The sequence below is a fragment of the Streptomyces sp. NPDC002835 genome (assembly GCF_053591995.1).
The window spans coordinates 118,400-137,800 of record NZ_JBSFUW010000008.1 but is presented as its reverse complement, the minus strand read 5'-3'; the positions used below and the strand labels follow the sequence as shown (position 1 = coordinate 137,800).

Annotated in this window: 12 protein-coding genes and 1 pseudogene; 10 read left to right on the top strand and 3 right to left on the bottom strand. The window is 71.9% G+C overall.

All coding sequences use genetic code 11. The features are described from left to right. Positions 1-78 precede the first annotated feature (78 nt). The 3 genes from gltB (at position 79) to ACWD01_RS11440 (ending at position 7,221) form a co-directional block, all read left to right on the top strand. Entirely contained in the window at positions 79-4,650 is a 4,572-nt protein-coding gene (gltB, locus tag ACWD01_RS11450) for a glutamate synthase large subunit (RefSeq protein ID WP_451160509.1), read from the top strand. Next, positions 4,643-6,103: a glutamate synthase subunit beta gene (locus ACWD01_RS11445; RefSeq protein WP_451160507.1), complete on the top strand. Its 1,461-nt coding sequence runs from the start codon at positions 4,643-4,645 to the stop codon at positions 6,101-6,103. Before gltB ends, ACWD01_RS11445 begins: the two co-directional genes overlap by 8 nt. Before the next feature lie 401 nt (positions 6,104-6,504). Beyond that, a complete protein-coding gene (locus tag ACWD01_RS11440; protein WP_451160505.1) occupies positions 6,505-7,221 on the top strand; it encodes a vWA domain-containing protein in 717 nt (238 codons plus the stop codon). Positions 7,222-7,246: 25 nt separating this feature from the next. Here the strand turns inward: ACWD01_RS11440 and ACWD01_RS11435 are convergent, their stop codons facing one another. Continuing rightward, on the bottom strand, positions 7,247-7,534 hold the full coding sequence (locus ACWD01_RS11435) for a hypothetical protein (protein WP_451160503.1): 288 nt from the start codon (positions 7,532-7,534) through the stop codon (positions 7,247-7,249). A 149-nt stretch (positions 7,535-7,683) separates the two neighbouring features. On the opposite strand from ACWD01_RS11435, the gene ACWD01_RS11430 reads away from it, so the two are divergent. The 3 genes from ACWD01_RS11430 to ACWD01_RS11420 all read left to right on the top strand — a co-directional run bounded on the left by ACWD01_RS11430 (position 7,684) and on the right by ACWD01_RS11420 (position 10,361). Further along, entirely contained in the window at positions 7,684-8,157 is a 474-nt protein-coding gene (locus ACWD01_RS11430) for a pyridoxamine 5'-phosphate oxidase family protein (protein ID WP_451160501.1), read from the top strand. A 251-nt stretch (positions 8,158-8,408) separates the two neighbouring features. Beyond that, positions 8,409-8,612, top strand: coding sequence for a cold-shock protein (locus ACWD01_RS11425; protein ID WP_005318814.1), 204 nt, complete (start codon positions 8,409-8,411; stop codon positions 8,610-8,612). 102 nt (positions 8,613-8,714) lie between these two features. After that, positions 8,715-10,361, top strand: coding sequence for a DEAD/DEAH box helicase (locus ACWD01_RS11420; RefSeq protein ID WP_451160499.1), 1,647 nt, complete (start codon positions 8,715-8,717; stop codon positions 10,359-10,361). A gap of 78 nt (positions 10,362-10,439) precedes the next feature. On the opposite strand, the gene ACWD01_RS11415 is transcribed toward ACWD01_RS11420, so the two are convergent. Beyond that, the gene (locus ACWD01_RS11415; RefSeq protein ID WP_451160497.1) at positions 10,440-11,978 is read right to left on the bottom strand and encodes an ankyrin repeat domain-containing protein; all 1,539 of its coding nucleotides are present in this window, start codon (positions 11,976-11,978) and stop codon (positions 10,440-10,442) included. A 221-nt stretch (positions 11,979-12,199) separates the two neighbouring features. Here ACWD01_RS11415 and ACWD01_RS11410 point away from each other — a divergent pair. Next, a pseudogene (locus ACWD01_RS11410) lies at positions 12,200-13,823 on the top strand (IS200/IS605 family accessory protein TnpB-related protein). 6 nt (positions 13,824-13,829) lie between these two features. Here the strand turns inward: ACWD01_RS11410 and ACWD01_RS11405 are convergent. After that, on the bottom strand, positions 13,830-14,738 hold the full coding sequence (locus ACWD01_RS11405; protein ID WP_451160495.1) for a hypothetical protein: 909 nt from the start codon (positions 14,736-14,738) through the stop codon (positions 13,830-13,832). 304 nt (positions 14,739-15,042) lie between these two features. Here ACWD01_RS11405 and ACWD01_RS11400 point away from each other — a divergent pair, with 304 nt between their 5' ends. From ACWD01_RS11400 to pepN, 3 genes are all read left to right on the top strand, one after another. Continuing rightward, on the top strand, positions 15,043-15,810 hold the full coding sequence (locus ACWD01_RS11400; RefSeq protein ID WP_451160493.1) for a S1 family peptidase: 768 nt from the start codon (positions 15,043-15,045) through the stop codon (positions 15,808-15,810). A gap of 312 nt (positions 15,811-16,122) precedes the next feature. After that, entirely contained in the window at positions 16,123-16,455 is a 333-nt protein-coding gene (locus ACWD01_RS11395; RefSeq protein WP_451160491.1) for a chorismate mutase, read from the top strand. 54 nt (positions 16,456-16,509) lie between these two features. Continuing rightward, positions 16,510-19,002 (top strand): aminopeptidase N, encoded by a 2,493-nt coding sequence (pepN, locus tag ACWD01_RS11390; RefSeq protein WP_451160489.1) that lies wholly within the window; start codon positions 16,510-16,512, stop codon positions 19,000-19,002. Positions 19,003-19,401: the final 399 nt, after the last annotated feature.

The window sequence follows — 19,401 nt, the reverse complement described above, 5'->3', positions numbered from 1 at the left end:
GTAACCTGCACGAAATTTCGCGGAGGGCCAACGTCGTCCCTCGGCACTGCACATGCCACGACGACGACGGGAGAGCCAATGCGTTCCGACGCCTGGTCGCCCATGGACGGTCGCCCCGCCCCCCAGGGGATGTACGACCCCCGTAACGAACACGACGCCTGCGGTGTCGGGTTCGTGGCCACCCTCACCGGTGTTGCCAGCCATGAGCTGGTCGAGCAGGCGCTGACCGTACTGCGGAACCTCGAGCACCGCGGCGCAACCGGCTCCGAGCCCGACTCCGGCGACGGCGCGGGCATCCTGCTCCAGGTCCCGGACGCCTTCCTCCGCGAGGTCACCGACTTCGAACTGCCCGCGGCCGGCTCCTACGCCGTCGGCATCGCCTTCCTCCCGGCCGGCGCCGAGGACACCGACGCCGGCGTCTCGAAGATCGAGACGATCGTCGCCGAAGAGGGCCTCACCGTCCTCGGCTGGCGCGAGGTCCCCGTCACCCCGGACCTGCTCGGCAACGGCGCCCGCGCCACCATGCCGGCCTTCCGTCAGCTCTTCGTGGGCGACGGCAGCAGCGAGGGCATCGCGCTGGACCGCAAGGCGTTCGTACTGCGCAAGCGCGCCGAGCGCGAGGCCGGAGTCTACTTCCCGTCGCTCTCCGCGCGCACCATCGTCTACAAGGGCATGCTGACCACCGGCCAGCTCGAGCCCTTCTTCCCGGACCTCTCCGACCGGCGCTTCGCCACGGCCGTCGCGCTCGTCCACTCGCGGTTCTCCACGAACACCTTCCCGAGCTGGCCGCTGGCCCACCCGTACCGCTTCGTCGCGCACAACGGCGAGATCAACACGGTCAAGGGCAACCGCAACTGGATGCGCGCCCGTGAGTCGCAGCTCGCCTCCAAGCTGTTCAACTCCGGCGCCGGCAAGATCGACCGGATCTTCCCCGTCTGCACGCCGGACGCCTCCGACTCCGCCTCCTTCGACGAGGTCCTGGAGCTGCTGCACCTCGGCGGCCGCTCGCTGCCGCACTCGGTGCTGATGATGGTCCCCGAGGCGTGGGAGAACCACGACTCCATGGACCCGGCCCGGCGCGCCTTCTACCAGTACCACTCCACGATGATGGAGCCCTGGGACGGCCCGGCCTGCGTCACCTTCACCGACGGAATCCAGGTCGGCGCGGTCCTCGACCGCAACGGACTGCGCCCCGGCCGCTACTGGGTCACCGACGACGGACTCGTCGTCCTCTCCTCCGAGGTCGGCGTCCTCGACATCGACCCCGCCAAGGTCGTCCGCAAGGGCCGCCTCCAGCCCGGCAAGATGTTCCTCGTCGACACCGCGGAGCACCGCATCATCGAGGACGACGAGATCAAGTCGGCCCTCGCCGCCGAGAAGCCGTACCGGGATTGGCTGGAGGCCGGTGAGATCGAGCTCGAGGACCTTCCCGAGCGCGAGCACATCGTCCACACCCATGCGTCCGTCACCCGCCGCCAGCAGACCTTCGGCTACACCGAGGAGGAGCTGCGCGTCATCCTGGCGCCGATGGCCCGCACCGGCGGCGAGCCGCTCGGCTCCATGGGCACCGACTCGCCGATCGCGGCCCTCTCCGAGCGCCCCCGGCTGCTCTTCGACTACTTCACCCAGCTGTTCGCGCAGGTCACCAACCCGCCGCTGGACGCCATCCGCGAGGAGCTCGTCACCTCGCTGCACTCCTCGCTCGGCCCCCAGGGCAACCTGCTGGAGCCGACCGCGGCGTCCTGCCGCAGCGTCACGCTGCCCTTCCCGGTGATCGACAACGACGAGCTGGCCAAGCTCATCCACATCAACGCCGACGGCGACATGCCCGGCATGAAGGCCGCCACGCTGTCCGGCCTCTACCGGGTCTCCGGCGGCGGCGACGCGCTGGCCGCCCGTATCGAAGCCATCTGCGGCGAGGTCGACACCGCCATAGAGGGCGGCGCCCGCCTGGTCGTGCTCTCCGACCGGCACTCGGACGCCGAGCACGCGCCGATCCCGTCGCTGCTGCTCACCTCCGCCGTGCACCACCACCTCATCCGCACCAAGCAGCGCACCCAGGTGGGCCTGCTGGTCGAGGCCGGCGACGTCCGCGAGGTCCACCACGTCGCGCTGCTCATCGGCTACGGCGCCGCCGCGGTCAACCCGTACCTGGCGATGGAGTCGGTCGAGGACCTGGTCCGCGCCGGCACCTTCATCGAGGGCCTCGAGCCCGAGCAGGCCATCCGCAACCTGATCTACGCCCTCGGCAAGGGTGTCCTGAAGGTCATGTCCAAGATGGGCATCTCCACGGTCGCCTCCTACCGCGGCGCGCAGGTCTTCGAGGCCGTCGGTCTCGACGACGCCTTCGTCGACAAGTACTTCAACGGCACCGCCACCAAGATCGGCGGCGCCGGTCTCGACGTCGTCGCCAAGGAGGTCGCGGCCCGGCACGCCAAGGCCTACCCGGTCTCCGGCATCGCCGCCACGCACCGCGCGCTGGAGATCGGCGGCGAGTACCAGTGGCGCCGCGAGGGCGAGCCGCACCTGTTCGACCCGGAGACCGTCTTCCGCCTGCAGCACGCCACGCGCAACAAGCGGTACGACATCTTCAAGAAGTACACGGACCGCGTGAACGAGCAGTCCGAGCGGCTGATGACGCTGCGCGGTCTCTTCGGCTTCAAGTCGGGCCGCGAGCCGATCTCCATCGACGAGGTCGAGCCCGTCTCCGAGATCGTCAAGCGCTTCTCCACCGGCGCCATGTCGTACGGCTCCATCTCCCAGGAGGCGCACGAGACGCTGGCCATCGCCATGAACGAGCTGGGCGCCAAGTCCAACACCGGCGAGGGCGGCGAGGACCCGGAGCGCCTGTACGACCCGGCGCGGCGCTCGTCCATCAAGCAGGTCGCCTCCGGCCGCTTCGGCGTCACCAGCGAGTACCTGGTCAACGCCGACGACATCCAGATCAAGATGGCCCAGGGCGCCAAGCCCGGCGAGGGTGGCCAGCTGCCCGGCCACAAGGTCTACCCGTGGGTCGCCAAGACCCGGCACTCCACCCCCGGCGTCGGCCTCATCTCCCCGCCGCCGCACCACGACATCTACTCCATCGAGGATCTGGCCCAGCTGATCCACGACCTCAAGAACGCCAACCCGGCCGCCCGCATCCATGTGAAGCTGGTGTCCGAGGTCGGCGTCGGCACGGTCGCCGCCGGTGTCTCCAAGGCCCATGCGGACGTCGTCCTCATCTCCGGCCACGACGGCGGTACGGGCGCCTCCCCGCTGACCTCCCTGAAGCACGCGGGCGGTCCCTGGGAGCTCGGCCTCGCCGAGACCCAGCAGACCCTGCTGCTCAACGGCCTGCGCGACCGGATCGTCGTCCAGACCGACGGCCAGCTCAAGACCGGCCGCGACGTCGTCATCGCCGCGCTGCTCGGCGCCGAGGAGTTCGGTTTCGCGACCGCGCCGCTCGTCGTCTCCGGCTGCGTCATGATGCGCGTCTGCCACCTGGACACCTGCCCGGTCGGCATCGCCACCCAGAACCCGGTGCTGCGCGAGCGGTTCTCCGGCAAGGCCGAGTACATCGTGAACTACTTCCGCTTCATCGCGGAGGAGGTCCGCGAGATCCTCGCCGAGCTGGGCTTCCGCAGCGTCGAGGAGGCCGTCGGCCACGCCGAACTCCTCGACACCGAGCGGGCCGTCGACCACTGGAAGGCCCAGGGCCTCGACCTCGAGCCCCTCTTCCACGTGCCCGCGCTGCCCGACGGCGCCGTGCGCCACCGGACCGTCGAGCAGGACCACGGACTGGAGAAGGCCCTCGACAACGAGCTGATCGAGCTCGCCGCGGAGGCGCTGAACGCCGCCACCGCCGAGGACGCCCAGCCGGTCCGCGGCCAGGTCGCGATCCGGAACATCAACCGGACCGTCGGCACCATGCTCGGCCACGCGGTGACGAAGAAGTTCGGCGGCGCGGGCCTGCCCGACGACACCATCGACATCACCTTCACCGGCTCCGCCGGCCAGTCCTTCGGCGCGTTCGTGCCGCGCGGCGTCACGCTGCGCCTCGAGGGCGACGCCAACGACTACGTCGGCAAGGGCCTGTCCGGCGGCCGGATCGTCGTCCGCCCCGACCGGGGCGCCGACCACCTGGCCGAGTACTCGACCATCGCGGGCAACACCATCGCCTACGGCGCCACCGGCGGCGAACTGTTCCTGCGCGGCCGCACCGGCGAGCGTTTCTGCGTCCGCAACTCCGGTGCGCTGGTGGTCTCCGAGGGCGTCGGCGACCACGGCTGCGAGTACATGACCGGCGGTCACGCGGTCGTCCTCGGCGAGACCGGCCGCAACTTCGCGGCAGGCATGTCCGGTGGCATCGCGTACGTGATCGACCTCGACAAGGACAACGTCAACTCCGGCAACCTGTCGGCCGTCGAGGCTCTGTCGGACACCGACAAGGAATGGCTGCACGACGTCGTGCGCCGCCACTTCGAGGAGACCGGCTCGACCGTCGCAGAGAAGCTGCTGGCCGACTGGGCCGTGAACGCGGACCGGTTCAGCAAGATCATCCCGACCACGTACAAGGCCGTGCTCGCCGCCAAGGACGCCGCTGAGCTCGCCGGTCTCTCCGAGCAGGAGACCACCGAGAAGATGATGGAGGCGGCGACCAATGGCTGACCCCAAGGGCTTCCTGACCACCGGGCGCGAGGTCGCCGAGACCCGCCCCGTCGAAGAGCGCGTCAAGGACTGGAACGAGGTCTACGTCCCCGGCTCCCTGCTGCCGATCATCAGCAAGCAGGCCGGCCGCTGCATGGACTGCGGCATCCCGTTCTGCCACAACGGCTGCCCGCTCGGGAACCTCATCCCCGAGTGGAACGACTACGCCTACCGCGAGGACTGGGCCGCCGCCTCCGAGCGGCTGCACGCCACGAACAACTTCCCGGAGTTCACCGGCCGCCTCTGCCCGGCTCCCTGCGAGTCGGCGTGCGTCCTCGGCATCAACCAGCCGGCCGTCACCATCAAGAACGTCGAAGTCTCCATCATCGACAAGGCATGGGACACCGGCGACGTCACCCCGCAGCCGCCCGAGCGCCTCTCCGGCAAGACCGTCGCCGTCATCGGCTCCGGCCCGGCCGGCCTCGCCGCGGCCCAGCAGCTCACCCGCGCCGGCCACACCGTCGTCGTGTACGAGCGCGGCGACCGCATCGGCGGGCTGCTGCGGTACGGCATCCCCGAGTTCAAGATGGAGAAGGTGCACATCAACCGGCGCATCGAGCAGATGCGCGCGGAGGGCACCAAGTTCCGCACCGAGGTCGAGATCGGCCGCGACATGCAGGCCGACGCGCTGCGCCGCCGCTACGACGCGGTCGTCGTCGCCGCCGGTTCGACCGTCTCCCGCGACCTGCCCGTGCCGGGCCGTGAGCTGAACGGCATCCACTTCGCGATGGAGTACCTGCCGCTCGCCAACAAGGTGCAGGAGGGCGACTTCGTCTCCCCTCCGATCACCGCGGAGGGCAAGCACGTCGTCGTCATCGGCGGCGGCGACACCGGCGCGGACTGCGTCGGCACCGCCCACCGGCAGGGCGCGGCGTCCGTCACCCAGCTGGAGATCATGCCCCGGCCGGGCGAGGAGCGGAACGCCAACCAGCCGTGGCCGACCTTCCCCATGCTCTACAAGGTCACCTCCGCGCACGAGGAGGGCGGCGAGCGGGTCTACTCCGTCTCCACCACCCACTTCGAGGGCGACGAGGACGGCAACGTCCAGGCCCTGCACCTGGTCGAGGTCGCCTTCGAGGACGGCAAGCTCGTCCAGAAGCCCGGCACCGAGCGGAAGATCCCGGCGCAGCTCGTCACCCTGGCGATGGGCTTCACCGGCATCGACCGGTCCAACGGCATGGTCGAGCAGTTCGGCCTCGACCTCGACGAGCGCGGCAACGTGGCGCGGGACGCGGACTTCGCGACCAACGTCGACGGCGTCTTCGTCGCCGGCGACGCGGGCCGCGGCCAGTCGCTGATCGTGTGGGCGATCGCCGAGGGCCGCTCGGCGGCGCGCGGCGTCGACCGCTACCTGACGGGCGCGAGCGCCCTGCCTGCACCGATCCGCCCGACGGACCGGGCGCTGACGGTCTGACCGTCCGCCCCCTATATACGTCCCGTACAACGGCGTGCGGAACTGAACACGGCGCCTGCCATGTCCCCGACCGGACCGGCAGGCGCCGTGGCGCGTCTGGGCGGGCTGTTCACCGCCCCGGTGGCCGGCCCCGCCGGGTGGGGCGGTCCGGGCTCCGCGGCCTCAATCTCCCCCTACGGCCTGGCGGCCGTGGGTGGGGCCCCCGGGCCGGGCTGGATATGGCGGGCGACTTCAGCCTCGCCGGCGTTTGAGGCGCGGGGTTCGGGGCGGAGCCCCGACGAGACCGGCGAGTTCCAAGCCCCGCCGGCGATTGAGGCGAGGAGCCCCGACGAGAGCCCCCGTGGGACAGGCCCGGGGGGATATCGTCGGACCGCTCGTACGGTCCGACGAACGGAGCCCGCATGCCCGTCAGCCTCCACAAGCTCGAGCAGAGCGCCCCCGCCCTCGTCAGCCTCTACAAGACCGCCGCCGTCTCGCTCCAGAAGCACGGGCTGCACGGGCAGCGCGCCGCCGTCTATCTGGTGGTCGACTACTCCGGGTCGATGAGGGAGTACTACAAGGACGGCAGCGTCCAGGCCCTCGCCGACCGGGTCCTCGGGCTGTCGGCCAATCTCGACGACGACGGCATCGTGCCCGTCGTGTTCTTCTCGACCGACGTCGACGCGGTCACCGACATCGCGGTGGAGAACCACCGCGGCCGGATAGACGAGGTCGTCTCCGGCCTCGGGCACATGGGGAAGACCAGCTACCACCTGGCGATGGACGCCGTCATCGACCACTACCTGGACAGCGGCGCCACCGACCCCGCGCTCGTCGTCTTCCAGACCGACGGCGGGCCGATCAACAAGCTCGCCGCCGAGCGGTACCTCTGCAAGGCGGCAAGGCTGCCGTTGTTCTGGCAGTTCGTCGGCTTCGGCAACAAGCGCAGCTCGCAGTTCGACTTCCTGCGCAAGCTGGACGACCTGCCCGTCCCCGCCAAGCGCCCCGTCGACAACGCGGGCTTCTTCCACGCCGGGCTCGACCCGCGCCGGGTACCGGACGCGGAGCTGTACGACCGGCTGGTCGGTGAGTTCCCGCAGTGGCTGGCGGCGGCCCGCGCCCAGGGCATCGTCCGCTGAGCCGGGGCCGCCACCGGGGCCGGCGCTACCGGGACGGGAAGTCGTACCGGTGCACCGGCATCTCCTCGGGACGCGCCGCTGCCCCCGCGAACCCCTCGCGTTCGGCGAGGGGCGTCATCACCTTCGCGAACCTGTCCATCGCTTCCTCGGACTCCCAGAGGTCGTAGATCTCCAGACCCGAGTCCTTCGCCACGCAGACGTGCACCAGACACCCGGCGAACGTGTCGCCCGCTTCCGCGCGCAGCTTCGCGCTGAATTCGTCGTACTGCTCGGTCGTCACGTCGGGCAGCACGGCCCGTATGAGGATGGCCATGGTCGTCTCTCCTCGGCGCAAGGGTCCTGTGCCTCCCCGTCACCCCGTCGGCGGCCCGTACCCCTTCCAGCACAGCACGCCTCACCCGCACCGGCACGCCGCTGGAAAACACGACAGAAGATGTCCGGTTCACGCGCTTCCATGGAGGCATGACGTCTTCCACATGGGCTGCACTCCGGGCGGCCGAGCCCGCGTTCGCCGAGGTCGTGCAGCGCCGCTTCGAGCGGTATCGGCATCACGTCCTGGCCACGCTCCGCAAGGACGGTTCGCCGCGTCTGACCGGGCTGGAGGTGAACTTCCGCTTCGGTGAGCCGTGGCTCGGGATGATGCCGGGCTCGCTCAAGGCCCGGGACCTCGCGCGCGACCCGCGCTTCGCCCTGCACGCGAATCCGGGGCCCGGCGACTCGATGGACGGCGGGGACGTCCGGATCTCCGGACGGGCCTACGAGGTGACCGAGCCGGCGGCGAAGGCGCGCTTCGTCGCGGAAGTGGAGCCGCCGGAGCCGTTCCAGCTGTTCCGCATCGAGCTCCAGGAGGTCGTCAGGACGTCGGTGGAGGGTGATGAGCTGGTCGTACGGTCCTGGGGCCCCGGAGGCCCGCTCCGTACGAGGCGGCGCAGGTGATCCGGGTGCGATCCGGCCGGCCCGGCCGGATCGCGGCGATCATCCGGCGTGTCAGAATCGCCCTTCTGGGGCCCCGGCGTGCTACGGTGATGTAGTTGCAGTTTTGGTACCCATGAACTTTGTGTGCGCCTGACGGGAATGCTTCCTCAGGCGCACATTATTGTTTCCGGCTTCTCCGGATGGGAGTCAAGGCGCGACGGGAAGTCCACGAGGTGTGGATTTCCGGCTTGCCCCTGTTTTAGGAGAATGACATGGCTACTGGAACCGTGAAGTGGTTCAACTCGGAAAAGGGCTTCGGCTTCATTGAGCAGGACGGCGGCGGCGCCGACGTCTTCGCCCACTACTCGAACATTGCCACCTCGGGCTTCCGCGAGCTCCAGGAAGGCCAGAAGGTGACGTTCGACGTCACGCAGGGCCAGAAGGGCCCGCAGGCGGAGAACATCCTCCCGGCCTGATCGCCGGGCGCGTATCTCGCAGCTCTGCAGCCGGGGCCCGCACCTTCGTCGGTGCGGGCCCCGGCTCTTGCTGTCCACAGGCCCCAGGAAGGCACATTCCGCATGAACCGCTCCGAACGACCGGACCGATCAGCCGCCAGAAGCCGCACCAGCGGTGGCAATCGGCCCGGCGCCGGAAACCGACACGGCTCGGCCAAGAAATCCGGCTCCACAAAGGCGAGCAACCGCAGCGTGGCGGCCCCGCAGGAATTCACCCTGCCGGAGACCGTCACCCCCGCGCTGCCCGCCGTCGCGGCGTTCGACGAGCTGGACATGCCCGCCGCCCTGCTGAAGACCCTCGTGGCCCAGGGCGTCACCGAGCCCTTCCCCATCCAGGCCGCCACCCTCCCCAACTCTCTCGCCGGCCGCGACATCCTCGGGCGCGGCCGCACCGGCTCGGGCAAGACGCTGGCCTTCGGGCTCGCGCTCCTCGCCCGTACCGCCGGACGCCGGGCCGAGGCGCGGGCGCCCCTGGCGCTCGTCCTCGTACCGACCCGGGAACTCGCGCAGCAGGTCACCGACGCCCTCGCGCCGTACGCGACCTCGCTGCAGCTGCGGCTCGCGACCGTCGTCGGCGGTATGTCGATCACCAAGCAGGCCGGTGCGCTGCGGCGCGGCGCCGAAGTGGTCGTGGCCACGCCCGGGCGGCTCAAGGACCTCATAGAGCGCGGCGACTGCGCCCTCGACGCCGTCGCCACCACCGTGCTGGACGAGGCCGACCAGATGGCCGACATGGGCTTCATGCCGCAGGTCACCGCCCTGCTGAAGCAGGTCGAGCCGGACGGACAGCGGATGCTCTTCTCCGCGACCCTCGACGCGAACATCGACCGGCTGGTGCGGATGTTCCTCACCGATCCGGTCGTGCACTCGGTCGACCCGTCCGCGGGCGCCGTCACCACGATGGAGCACCATGTGCTGCACGTGCTGGACGAGACCGACAAGAAGGCCGTCGCCACGCGCATCGCCGCCCGTGACGGCCGGGTGATCCTCTTCGTGGACACCAAGCGCAGCGCCGACCGGTTCGCCAAGCGGCTGCTGGCCAGCGGTGTACGGGCGGCCGCCCTGCACGGCGGCCGGTCGCAGCCGCAGCGCAACCGGACCCTGGACCAGTTCAAGACCGGTCAGGTCACCGCGCTCGTCGCGACGAACGTCGCGGCGCGCGGCATCCACGTCGACGACCTGGACCTGGTCGTCAACGTCGACCCGCCCGTCGACCACAAGGACTACCTGCACCGCGGCGGCCGCACCGCCCGCGCGGGCGAGTCCGGCAGCGTCGTGACGCTGGTCCTGCCGGAGCAGCGCCGCGAGATGACCCGCCTCATGTCGAACGCGGGCATCAGCCCGCGCACGGCACGCGTCAAGTCCAGCGACGAAGAGCTCAGCAGGCTCACCGGAGCACGGGAGCCGTCGGGTGTGGCGGTGACGATCGAGATCCCGCAGCAGGCCGCCGCGCCCGCCGCGAAGAGCGGCGCGTCCGCGTCGCGCCGCCGCCGGCCCGCCCGGCGGCGGACCGAGGGAGCGGCGGAGACGCCGTCCCGCACGTCGCGGGGCACGTCGTCCGAGGCCAGGTCCCACGGCCGCGGTCCGTCGGGGGAGACGCCGCCCCGCACGCCGCGCAGGTCCACCGGACAGAGCGAGTCCGCGGGCGGCTCGGGCCGCCGTGGCGGCACCCGCGGCGGCCGCGGAGCCGGCCGGGGCGGATCGGCCTGACGCGACGGGCGCCGGGGACCGCTCTCGGCACCCCGGCCGTCCGGACGCCGGGGCGCGCCACTGGCCGGCGCGCCCACGTCAGGGCCGGCGGGGGAGTGTGCCGTGGAGACGCCTGCGCAGGCGTTCGTCCCTGAGGTGCCGTACCGCGCCGGCCGCCGTGTCGTGCGCGTAGCCCTCCGGGTCCTCGTCGGCGAGCAACCGAGCCAGCACCTGCTCGGCGCGCGGATCCTGCCGCATCGCGAGCCCCCTGGCGGCCTCCGCCACCGTCTCCGCGTCCCGGTCGCCCACCCGGGCGGCGAGCGCCTCCCGGATCTCGGGGGTGTCCGAGTCCACCCCGGCGAGCGCCGTGGTCGCCCAGTCCCTCACCGCCGGCTCCGGATCCCCGGTCAGCCCGATCAGGGTCCGGACCCCCTCCGTGTGGTCGCCGGGCACCAGTCCGCACAGGGCCAGGGCCACCCGGAGGCGCACCGCGGCGTCCGGATGGCCGGCGTGCCGCACGATCTCGGGGAGCGCGGCCGGGTCGCCGTGGTGACCGAGGCCGAGGACGGCCGCCTGGAGCACTTCGGGGTCCGTGGCCTGACGGGACAGCTCCCGCAGCAGCGGCAGCGCCCGCGCTGCGAACGGCCGGACGGTCTCCTCGCCAGTCCCCGCGGTGAAGCCGAGCCGGCCCAGCACGTCCGCGCCGAAGGCCCGCCGCAGTGGCTCGTCGCTCGCGCACCAGGCGGCCGCCGCCTCGAAGGTCTCCTCGTCGCCCCGGCGCCACAGCGCCGTGACCGCCTCGATCCACTCGTCGCGGTCCGGGCTGCCGTGGAGCAGGGCGCGTTCCGCGAGGTCCCCGCAGGGCGCGCGGATGCCGAGCCGCTCCTCGAGGATCGTGGCGATGGCGCCATGGCCGGTCTGCTGCTCGTTGCCCGCCGCGGGAACGCCGTCGCGCAGCAACTCGACGACGACGGTCGCCCCGCCGTCCTCCTCGACGTACCGCGACACCGTCTCCGCCCCGGGTTCGTAGGCCAACAGCCCGCTGCGCAGCTCGCGCTCCACGTCGAGCTCCATCCATCCGCGGGCCTCCTCCAGCGCCTGCTCCAGCGTCTCCGCCCGTGCGCCGGCCCCGTGCCGCAGCAGCGCCCGCACCGTCGAGGGCGAGCCGCGGCGGGACGCGAGCACCAGCGGCGGCTCGTCGCCGGGGCCGGGCAGATCGGGGTCGGCCCCGTACTCCAGCAGCGCCTCCACCGTCTCCGTACGGCCCTGGCGCACCGCCCAGACCAGCGGGGTGAAGCCGAGCAGCTCGGGCCGGTCGGGCGAGGCGCCCGCCGCGAGCAGCGCCCGTACGGCCTGCGTGTGTCCCCAGACCGCGGCCGCGCACAGCGGCAGGTCGCCGTCGTCGGGGCCGCAGGGCCGGTCGGGGTCGGCGCCAGCGGCGAGCAGGAGACGCACTATGCCCGGTTGGTTTCCGACAGCGGCCGCGTACAGCGCGGTCAGGCCGTCCTCGTCGATGCTCTCCGCGGGGGCGCCGGCCCGCAGCAGCCGAACGACGGCGTCTTCCTCGCCGCCGTACACCGCCTCGAACAGGTCGCTCGTCCGTGCTGCCGGTTCGTCCGCGAACGGTCGGTTCGTCATGGGTCCGACCCTACGGAAACGGGGTTGGGCACTGCTGGCCTTTGACTGTGCGTGAGTGTGTTCCGGCATGTGTGAGTGAGTGCGGGGTGCGGTCGGGGGAATGGCGCTCTGTTGTGGCGGGGGTGGGAACGGAAGTCTGTTTGTCGAATGCGTGACCTCTGGCGGGTGGTCGTCGTTGGGTGAAGTGGGCGGGTCGGCACGGTAGATCAGGGGTGCGAGAGGTGGGTGGTCTGCGGGAGTTGGCGGCGCCGTTCGTCGCGCCGGGTCCGTCGGGGGTGGCAATCCGCACGCGGTTCAAGCAGCTCACCGCCGGCGATGTGGAAGTGCTGCGCCAGGTGGGGGCGCATCTGGGCGCGCCGGCCTCCCGTGATCTGAAGGTGCGCTGTCGTGACGGGCTGGGGCATGATGCCGACGCGTGGGCGGTGCGTAAGCGGGAGCTGACGCCGGTGTCGTCGGCCCGGTGGGCGGGCGCGGTCACCAAAGCCACCCACGACCAGTGGGCGCTGGCCCGCCGCAGCGCGCTCGCCCACATCCATTCGTTGGAGGCGGGGTTGCGGACGGTGCGGCACCGGCCGTCACTGCCGGTCGGGCAGAAGGGCATGAGGAAGGCTCCGGCGGGTTACCGCAGTCGGCGGGAGTGGCATGCCAAGTCGCGGCGCCTGCATGTGCTGGAGGACCGGCTGGCATGGGAGCGGGCCGCCTGGAAGGCCGGAATCGTACGGGTGGTGCGGGGCGGCAAGCGTCTGGCCCGCACCCGGCATCACTTGCCCGCCCCCCCAGCTCACCGAGAGCCGGTGGCGCGAGCGCTGGGAGGCGGCACGCTGGTTCCTGCAGGCGGACGGGGAGTCCGGGAAGCGGTTCGGGGAACGAGACCATCCGTATCAGCCCCGACGGTGAGGTCAGCATCAGACTCCCCGCCCCACTCGCTTATCTGGCCAACGCTCCGCACGGCCGGTACGTCCTGACCGGCCGGGTGGTATTCGCGCACCGTGGGCAGGAAGGGGCCGATCGCGTCACGGCGAACCGGGCCGTCGCCCACCGCATCCACCACGACGTGGACCGTGGCCGCTGGTATGTGACCGCCTCCTGGCAGATCCCGGTGACGCGGACGATCCCCCTGGCTACGGCCTTGGCCGACGGGGTGGTCGGGGTCGACATGAACGCAGACCACCTCGCCGCCTGGACACCCACGGCAACCCGTGCGGTGAGCCGCGCCGCTTCCCCTACGACCTCACCGGCACCGCCGACCACCGCGACGCCCAGGTCCGCCACGCCCTGACCCGGCTGCTGCACTGGGCCACATCCTGCGGCGTGAAGGCGATCGCAGTCGAGGACCTCGACTTCACCGCCGAGAAGACCCGCGAGAAGCACGGCCGCAGGAAACGGTTCCGCCGGCTGGTCTCCGGGATGCCCACCGGCCGGCTCCGCGCACGCCTGACCTCCATGGCCGACCGGACCGGCATCACCATCATCGCCGTCGACCCCGCCTACACCTCCAAGTGGGGCGCCCAGCACTGGCAGAAGCCACTGATCAGCACCACCCGTAAGACGACCCGTCACGATGCGGCGAGCATCGCGATCGGGCGACGCGCCCAGGGCTGTCCGGTCCGGCGTCGGACGGCACCGCCCCGCACCCACCAGAGCGATGGATGCGGGCATCGGACCGTCCAGGCCCCACCGGACACCCCGGGGCGTGAGGAACCCCGCCCCCGTATTCCCGGACCACGGACACGATCCGTGCCACCGGACACGGAGCGAACGCGGGCGACCAGGACACCCAAAACCGTTCGCGGCGTCCGCAGTGTGCAGGAATGGGTCCAAGACCCACTCCTGCACACTGAATAGGAACGGTTAGGTATCGCATTCGAGAATCGTCCCGCACAGGCCGCAGCGAGCCCGCACCCGCCCCCGTACCGGCACCCGGATGCGCTGGTGGCACGTGGTGCACGGGAAGGAGACCCGCAGCCCGTCCGGCCCCTGCTCGAAGGCGTACGCGAACGGTCCCGGGGCCCGGTCGGCCGGGTGCTCCCGTGCGTGGCGGCGGTCCTTGGCGTAGCGGAGGCGGCCCAGGCGGCCGGCGGTGGTCAGCGGGGGCCGTTGCGCGTCGAGCAGCGCCCGGGCGCGGCCCTTGGTGTACGCGTGGTACGCCTGCGGGCTGGTGAACCAGGTCCGCGGGTCCTCGCCGAAGGCCATCGCCCGCCCGGCCAGGACGTAGCCGAACTCCTCCGGGGTCAGATAGCCGAGCTTCTGGCTGGAGAGGGCGTCCTCGCGGAAGGCGTCCAGCAGCAGCCACCCGGCGCCCAGGTACGTGGTCACGGTGTCGGTGAGGATCTCGTTGTCGCGGGTGCCGGGGAACGACAGCCCGAGGCGGTGCAGCAGCACATGCGTGATCTCGTGCGCGAGGGCGGCGCCGATGTCCCGCCGGTGCGTGCGGAACCGGTTGTTCAGCTCGATGAAGTACTCGGGCCCCGCGGTGAGTTCGACGCTCGCCGCGTGCTCCATCTCGCGGAAGCTGACGATCACCCGGGCGTCCGGCAGCCGCAGATGGTGCACCAGGGCGCGGGCCACGCGCTGCGCGCCCAGATACAGGTCGTCGTCGTCCGCGAAGGCCACGTCGGCGGGGAGGACGCTGGGCGCGTACGTCAGCACGCTCTCGGGGGAGAGCCGCCGGTACAGCGCCGTGATCGCCGACCGCACGGTGTCCAGATGCGGAAAGCCGTGCACGACCTCGCTGACGTTCGCCACGTCCCGTACCCCCATGCACGCCCGGCGGTTGCTGCGCCTGCCCTGTCCGGCGGGCCCTGAGGCGGAGGCCGCGGGTCCGGCGGTCCTGAGGCTCCATGGTGCTGAGCTCCACGACGTGGCAACTCTACGGCCGGGACGGGGCCGCGCGGCGTCCGCGACGCCGGGGGACTGGCCGAAAGGTGCTTCTTGTGCGTCCGCTGAGCCGGTCCCATACTCCGGACAACGCCTTGTCGGGCACATGTCATACGCGAGCCGTGCCGACCGGTGTCTGTCGGGCGTTCCCCTCAACCCCCCCACGAGAGGCACTCCGTTGAAGCTCATGAGCACGCTCAAACGATGTCTCGCGGCCGGTGCGGTCCTGCTCGCCGCCGTCAGTCTCCAGCCCGCCTCCGCCTTCGCCGCCCCCACGGAACCCCAGCCCGTCGTGGGCGGCTCCCGCGCCGCCCAGGGTGAGTTCCCGTTCATGGTCCGGCTCTCCATGGGCTGCGGCGGCGCCCTCTACGCCCGGGACATCGTGCTCACCGCCGCCCACTGCGTCGGCAGTTCCGGCAACAACACCGGCATCACCGCCACCGCCGGCGTCGTGGACCTCCGCAGCTCGAGCGCGGTCAAGGTCCGCTCCACCAAGGTCCTGCGGGCCCCGGGCTACAACGGCACCGGCAAGGACTGGGCCCTGATCAAGCTCGAACGCCCCATCGACCTGCCCACCCTGAAGATCGCCGACACCACGGCCTACAACAACGGCACCTTCACCGTCGCCGGCTGGGGCGCGGCCCGCGAGGGCGGCGCACAGCAGCGCTACCTGCTCAAGGCCCAGGTCCCCTTCGTCTCCGACGCCGTCTGCGGGCGGGCGTACGACGATCTCGTCGCCGGCGAGGAGATCTGCGCCGGCTACAACCAGGGCGGGGTCGACACCTGCCAGGGCGACTCCGGCGGCCCCATGTTCCGCAGGGACGACGCCGGCGCCTGGATCCAGGTCGGCATCGTCAGCTGGGGCTACGGCTGCGCCCGGGCCGGCTACCCCGGCGTCTACACCGAGGTGTCCACCTTCGCCTCCGCGATCAGGTCCGCCGCCGCGAACCTGTAGAGCGGCCGGCGCGGGGAGGGGCGGGCCCGGCGGCCCGCCCCTCTGCCCGCACCGCGCCGTCCGCCGCAGCCCTCGGTGGCCGGCGTACTCGCGGCCGCACCGCGCCGTCCGCCGCAGCCCTCGGTGGCCGGCGTACTCGCGGCCGCACCGCGCCGTCCGCCGCAGCCCTCGGTGGCCGGCGTACTCGCGGCCGCACCGCGCCGTCCGCCGCGGCCCCGGCGGCCGCCACAGCCCCCGGAGGCTGCCGCACCCGCGTCCCGCACCCTGAACACCCGCCGACCCTCCGCTCCGCCCGACGTAAGCTCGCTGACCATGACCACGAGGGACATCGACGACAACGTGCGCGCCGAGCTCGACCGCCTGCGCGAGAGCATCGACAACATCGACGCGGCCGTCGTCCACATGCTCGCCGAGCGCTTCAAGTGCACCCAGCAGGTCGGCCATCTCAAGGCCGAACACCGGCTGCCGCCCGCCGACCCCGACCGGGAGACCCGCCAGATCGCCCGGCTGCGCCGGCTCGCGGAGAGCGCGAAACTCGACCCGGCGTTCGCGGAGAAGCTGCTGAACTTCATCATCGCCGAGGTGATCCGCCACCACGAACAGATCGCCGACCAGCCGAACCAGCACGATCCCGGTGTGCGCTGACAGCGCAATCACCACCCCGTGTGCTCGCCCGGGACCATCAGGCAGCATGGGCGCATGTCCGTACTGACGCGCGACGAAGCGCAGAACCGAGCCCGGCAACTCGACGTACAGCGGTACACGATCGATCTCGATCTCACCACCGGCGACGAGAACTTCGACTCCCGGACCGTCGTCCACTTCACCGCGAAAGCGGCCGGTGACACCTTCGTCGAGATCAAGCCCGTCGAACTGCGCTCCGTCACGCTCGACGGACAGCCCCTCGACCCCGCCCGGCTCACCGGGAACCGGCTCCCGCTCACCGGCCTGACCGCGGGCGAGCACGAGCTGCGCATCGACGCCCGGATGAGCTACTCGCGCACCGGCGAAGGCATGCACCGCTTCACCGACCCCAGCGACGGCGAGACGTACGTCTACACCCAGCTCTTCATGGACGACGTCCAGCGGGTCTTCGCCGCCTTCGACCAGCCCGACCTCAAGGCCGTCTTCCACCTCACGGTCACCGCACCGGAGAACTGGACCGTCCTCGGCAACGGCGTCGCCACCCACCGTGGCGAAGGCCGCTGGACCTGCGCGCCGACCCCGCTGATCTCCACCTACCTGGTCGCCGTCGCCGCCGGGCCCTGGCACTCCGTACGCGCCGAACACGCCGGACTGCCCTTCGGCATCCACTGCCGGCGCTCCCTCGGCCCCTACCTCGACGCCGACGCCGACGAACTCCTCGACATCACCCGGCAGTGCTACGACCGGTACCACGAGAAGTTCGAGGAGCCGTACCCCTTCGACTCCTACGACCAGGCCTTCGTCCCCGAGTTCAACGCGGGCGCCATGGAGAACCCCGGCCTCGTCACCTTCCGCGACGAATTCGTCTACCGCTCGGCCGTCACCGACACCCAGCGCCAGACCCGCGCCATGGTCATCGCGCACGAGATGGCCCACATGTGGTTCGGCGACCTCGTCACCCTCAAGTGGTGGGACGACATCTGGCTGAACGAGTCCTTCGCCGAGTACATGGGCTACCAGACCCTCACCGAAGCCACCCGCTTCACCGACACCTGGACCGACTTCGCCATCGCCCGCAAGTCCTGGGGCTACGACGCCGACCAGCGGCCCTCCACCCACCCCGTCGCCCCCGACCCGGAGGCCGTCCCCGACACCGCCTCCGCGATGCTCAACTTCGACGGCATCTCCTACGCCAAGGGCGCCTCCGCCCTGCGCCAGCTCGTCACCTGGCTGGGAGAGAAGGACTTCCTCGCCGGCATCAACACCCACTTCGCCCGGCACCGGTTCGCCAACGCCACCCTCGCCGACTTCATCGACTCCCTCGCCGCGGCCACCGACCGGGACGTGCACGCCTGGGCCGCATCATGGCTGCGCACCACCGGCGTCGACACCCTCACCCCCGCCGTCGCCGACACCCCCGGCGGGTGGACGCTGACCGTCGCCCGCGACGGCAGCCGCCCCCACCGCATCGCGGTCGGCGCGTACGACACCGACCCCATCGACCCCGGCACGCTCGTCCTGCGCGAACGCTTCGAGACCGACGTACCGCACGACGGCGAGCCGCCGGTGCGCCCCGGACGCCGGCCCGCGCTCGTCGTCCTCAACGACGGCGACACCAGCTACGCCAAGGTCCGCCTCGACGCCGCCTCCTGGCGTACCGTCCTCGCCTCGCTGGCCGGCATCCCCGACGCCCTCACCCGCGCCGTCGTGTGGAACGCCGCCCGCGACATGGTCCGCGACGGCGAACTCGCCCCCACCGCCTACCTCGACGCCGCCCGCGAGCACCTGCCGCGCGAGCACGACCTCGCCGTCGTCCAAGGCGTCCTCGCCTTCGCGGCGGGCCAGATCGCCGACTGCTACCTGCCCGCGGAGCAGCGCCCCGCCGCGCTCGCCACCCTCACCCGCATCTGCCGCGACCTGCTGCGCCGCACCGAGGACGGCAGCGACCCCGGGCTGCGCCTGACCGCCGTCCGCCACTACATCGACGCCGCCTGCCAGCCCGAGCCCATCCAGGAGTGGCTCACCGAGGGCAGCGTGCCCGGCGGGCCCGAGCTCGACCCCGAACTGCGCTGGCGCGTCCTGCGCCGCCTCGCCGTCCTCGGCGCCACCGACGAGACGGCCATCGCCCTCGAGCTGAAGAACGACCCCAGCGCCACCGGCCAGGAAGGCGCCGCCCGCTGCCGCGCCGCCCTCCCCACCCCGGAGGCCAAGGCCGCGGCCTGGGCCCGCCTCTTCGCCGGCGACGACCTGTCCAACTACCTGTTCGCGGCGACCGCGCAGGGCTTCTGGCAGCCCGAACAGGCCGACCTGGTACGCGAATACGTGCCCCGCTTCTACCCCGACGCCGTGGCCCTCGCCACCCTCCGCGGCCCGGCCATCGCCGAAGCGTGCGGCCGCTACGCCTTCCCGGCGCACGCGGTCGACGCGGAGGCGCTCCGGCTGGGCGAGGCGTGCCTGTCCCAGCCGGACATCCTCCCGGCGCTCCGCCGCAAGCTCGCCGACCAGGTCGACGACTTGCGCAGGGCCCTGCGGGTCCGGGAGCCGTGACCTTCCCCCACCCCGCCCCTTCCCGAACCGGGGGCTCCGCCCGGGCCCGGTACCGCGCTTCGCGCGGTGGCCTCAATCTCCCCCTACGGCCTGGCGGTCGTGGGTGGGGGCACCTCCCACGCCGCCAGGCGTAGGGGGAGTACCCCCAGGCCGGGCTGGAAATGCCGCTGTGCGGCAACCAGCCCGCCGGGCAGGCCTGACTTCGCTGCGCGAAACAGGGACGGCCACGGGGGCAACTCCGGCCTCGCCGGCGATTGAGGCGCGGGGTTCGGGGCGGAGCCCCGACATGACCGGCCAACCCAGCCCCGCCGGCGTCTGAGGCGCGGGTCCGGACGGAGCCCCCACGCGGCGGAGCCGCAAATCCGGTACAGCGGGAAGGGGGCGGGTAGGGGACTAGCC

Bases quoted from the DNA above. Each gene is read 5' to 3' on its own strand.
- gltB (WP_451160509.1), top strand. From the start codon at position 79: ATGCGTTCCGACGCCTGGTCGCCCATGGACGGTCGCCCCGCCCCCCAG.
- ACWD01_RS11445 (WP_451160507.1), top strand. From the start codon at position 4,643: ATGGCTGACCCCAAGGGCTTCCTGACCACCGGGCGCGAGGTCGCCGAG.
- ACWD01_RS11440 (WP_451160505.1), top strand. From the start codon at position 6,505: ATGCCCGTCAGCCTCCACAAGCTCGAGCAGAGCGCCCCCGCCCTCGTC.
- ACWD01_RS11435 (WP_451160503.1), bottom strand. From the start codon at position 7,534: ATGGCCATCCTCATACGGGCCGTGCTGCCCGACGTGACGACCGAGCAG.
- ACWD01_RS11430 (WP_451160501.1), top strand. From the start codon at position 7,684: ATGACGTCTTCCACATGGGCTGCACTCCGGGCGGCCGAGCCCGCGTTC.
- ACWD01_RS11425 (WP_005318814.1), top strand. From the start codon at position 8,409: ATGGCTACTGGAACCGTGAAGTGGTTCAACTCGGAAAAGGGCTTCGGC.
- ACWD01_RS11420 (WP_451160499.1), top strand. From the start codon at position 8,715: ATGAACCGCTCCGAACGACCGGACCGATCAGCCGCCAGAAGCCGCACC.
- ACWD01_RS11415 (WP_451160497.1), bottom strand. From the start codon at position 11,978: ATGACGAACCGACCGTTCGCGGACGAACCGGCAGCACGGACGAGCGAC.
- ACWD01_RS11405 (WP_451160495.1), bottom strand. From the start codon at position 14,738: ATGGGGGTACGGGACGTGGCGAACGTCAGCGAGGTCGTGCACGGCTTT.
- ACWD01_RS11400 (WP_451160493.1), top strand. From the start codon at position 15,043: ATGAGCACGCTCAAACGATGTCTCGCGGCCGGTGCGGTCCTGCTCGCC.
- ACWD01_RS11395 (WP_451160491.1), top strand. From the start codon at position 16,123: ATGACCACGAGGGACATCGACGACAACGTGCGCGCCGAGCTCGACCGC.
- pepN (WP_451160489.1), top strand. From the start codon at position 16,510: ATGTCCGTACTGACGCGCGACGAAGCGCAGAACCGAGCCCGGCAACTC.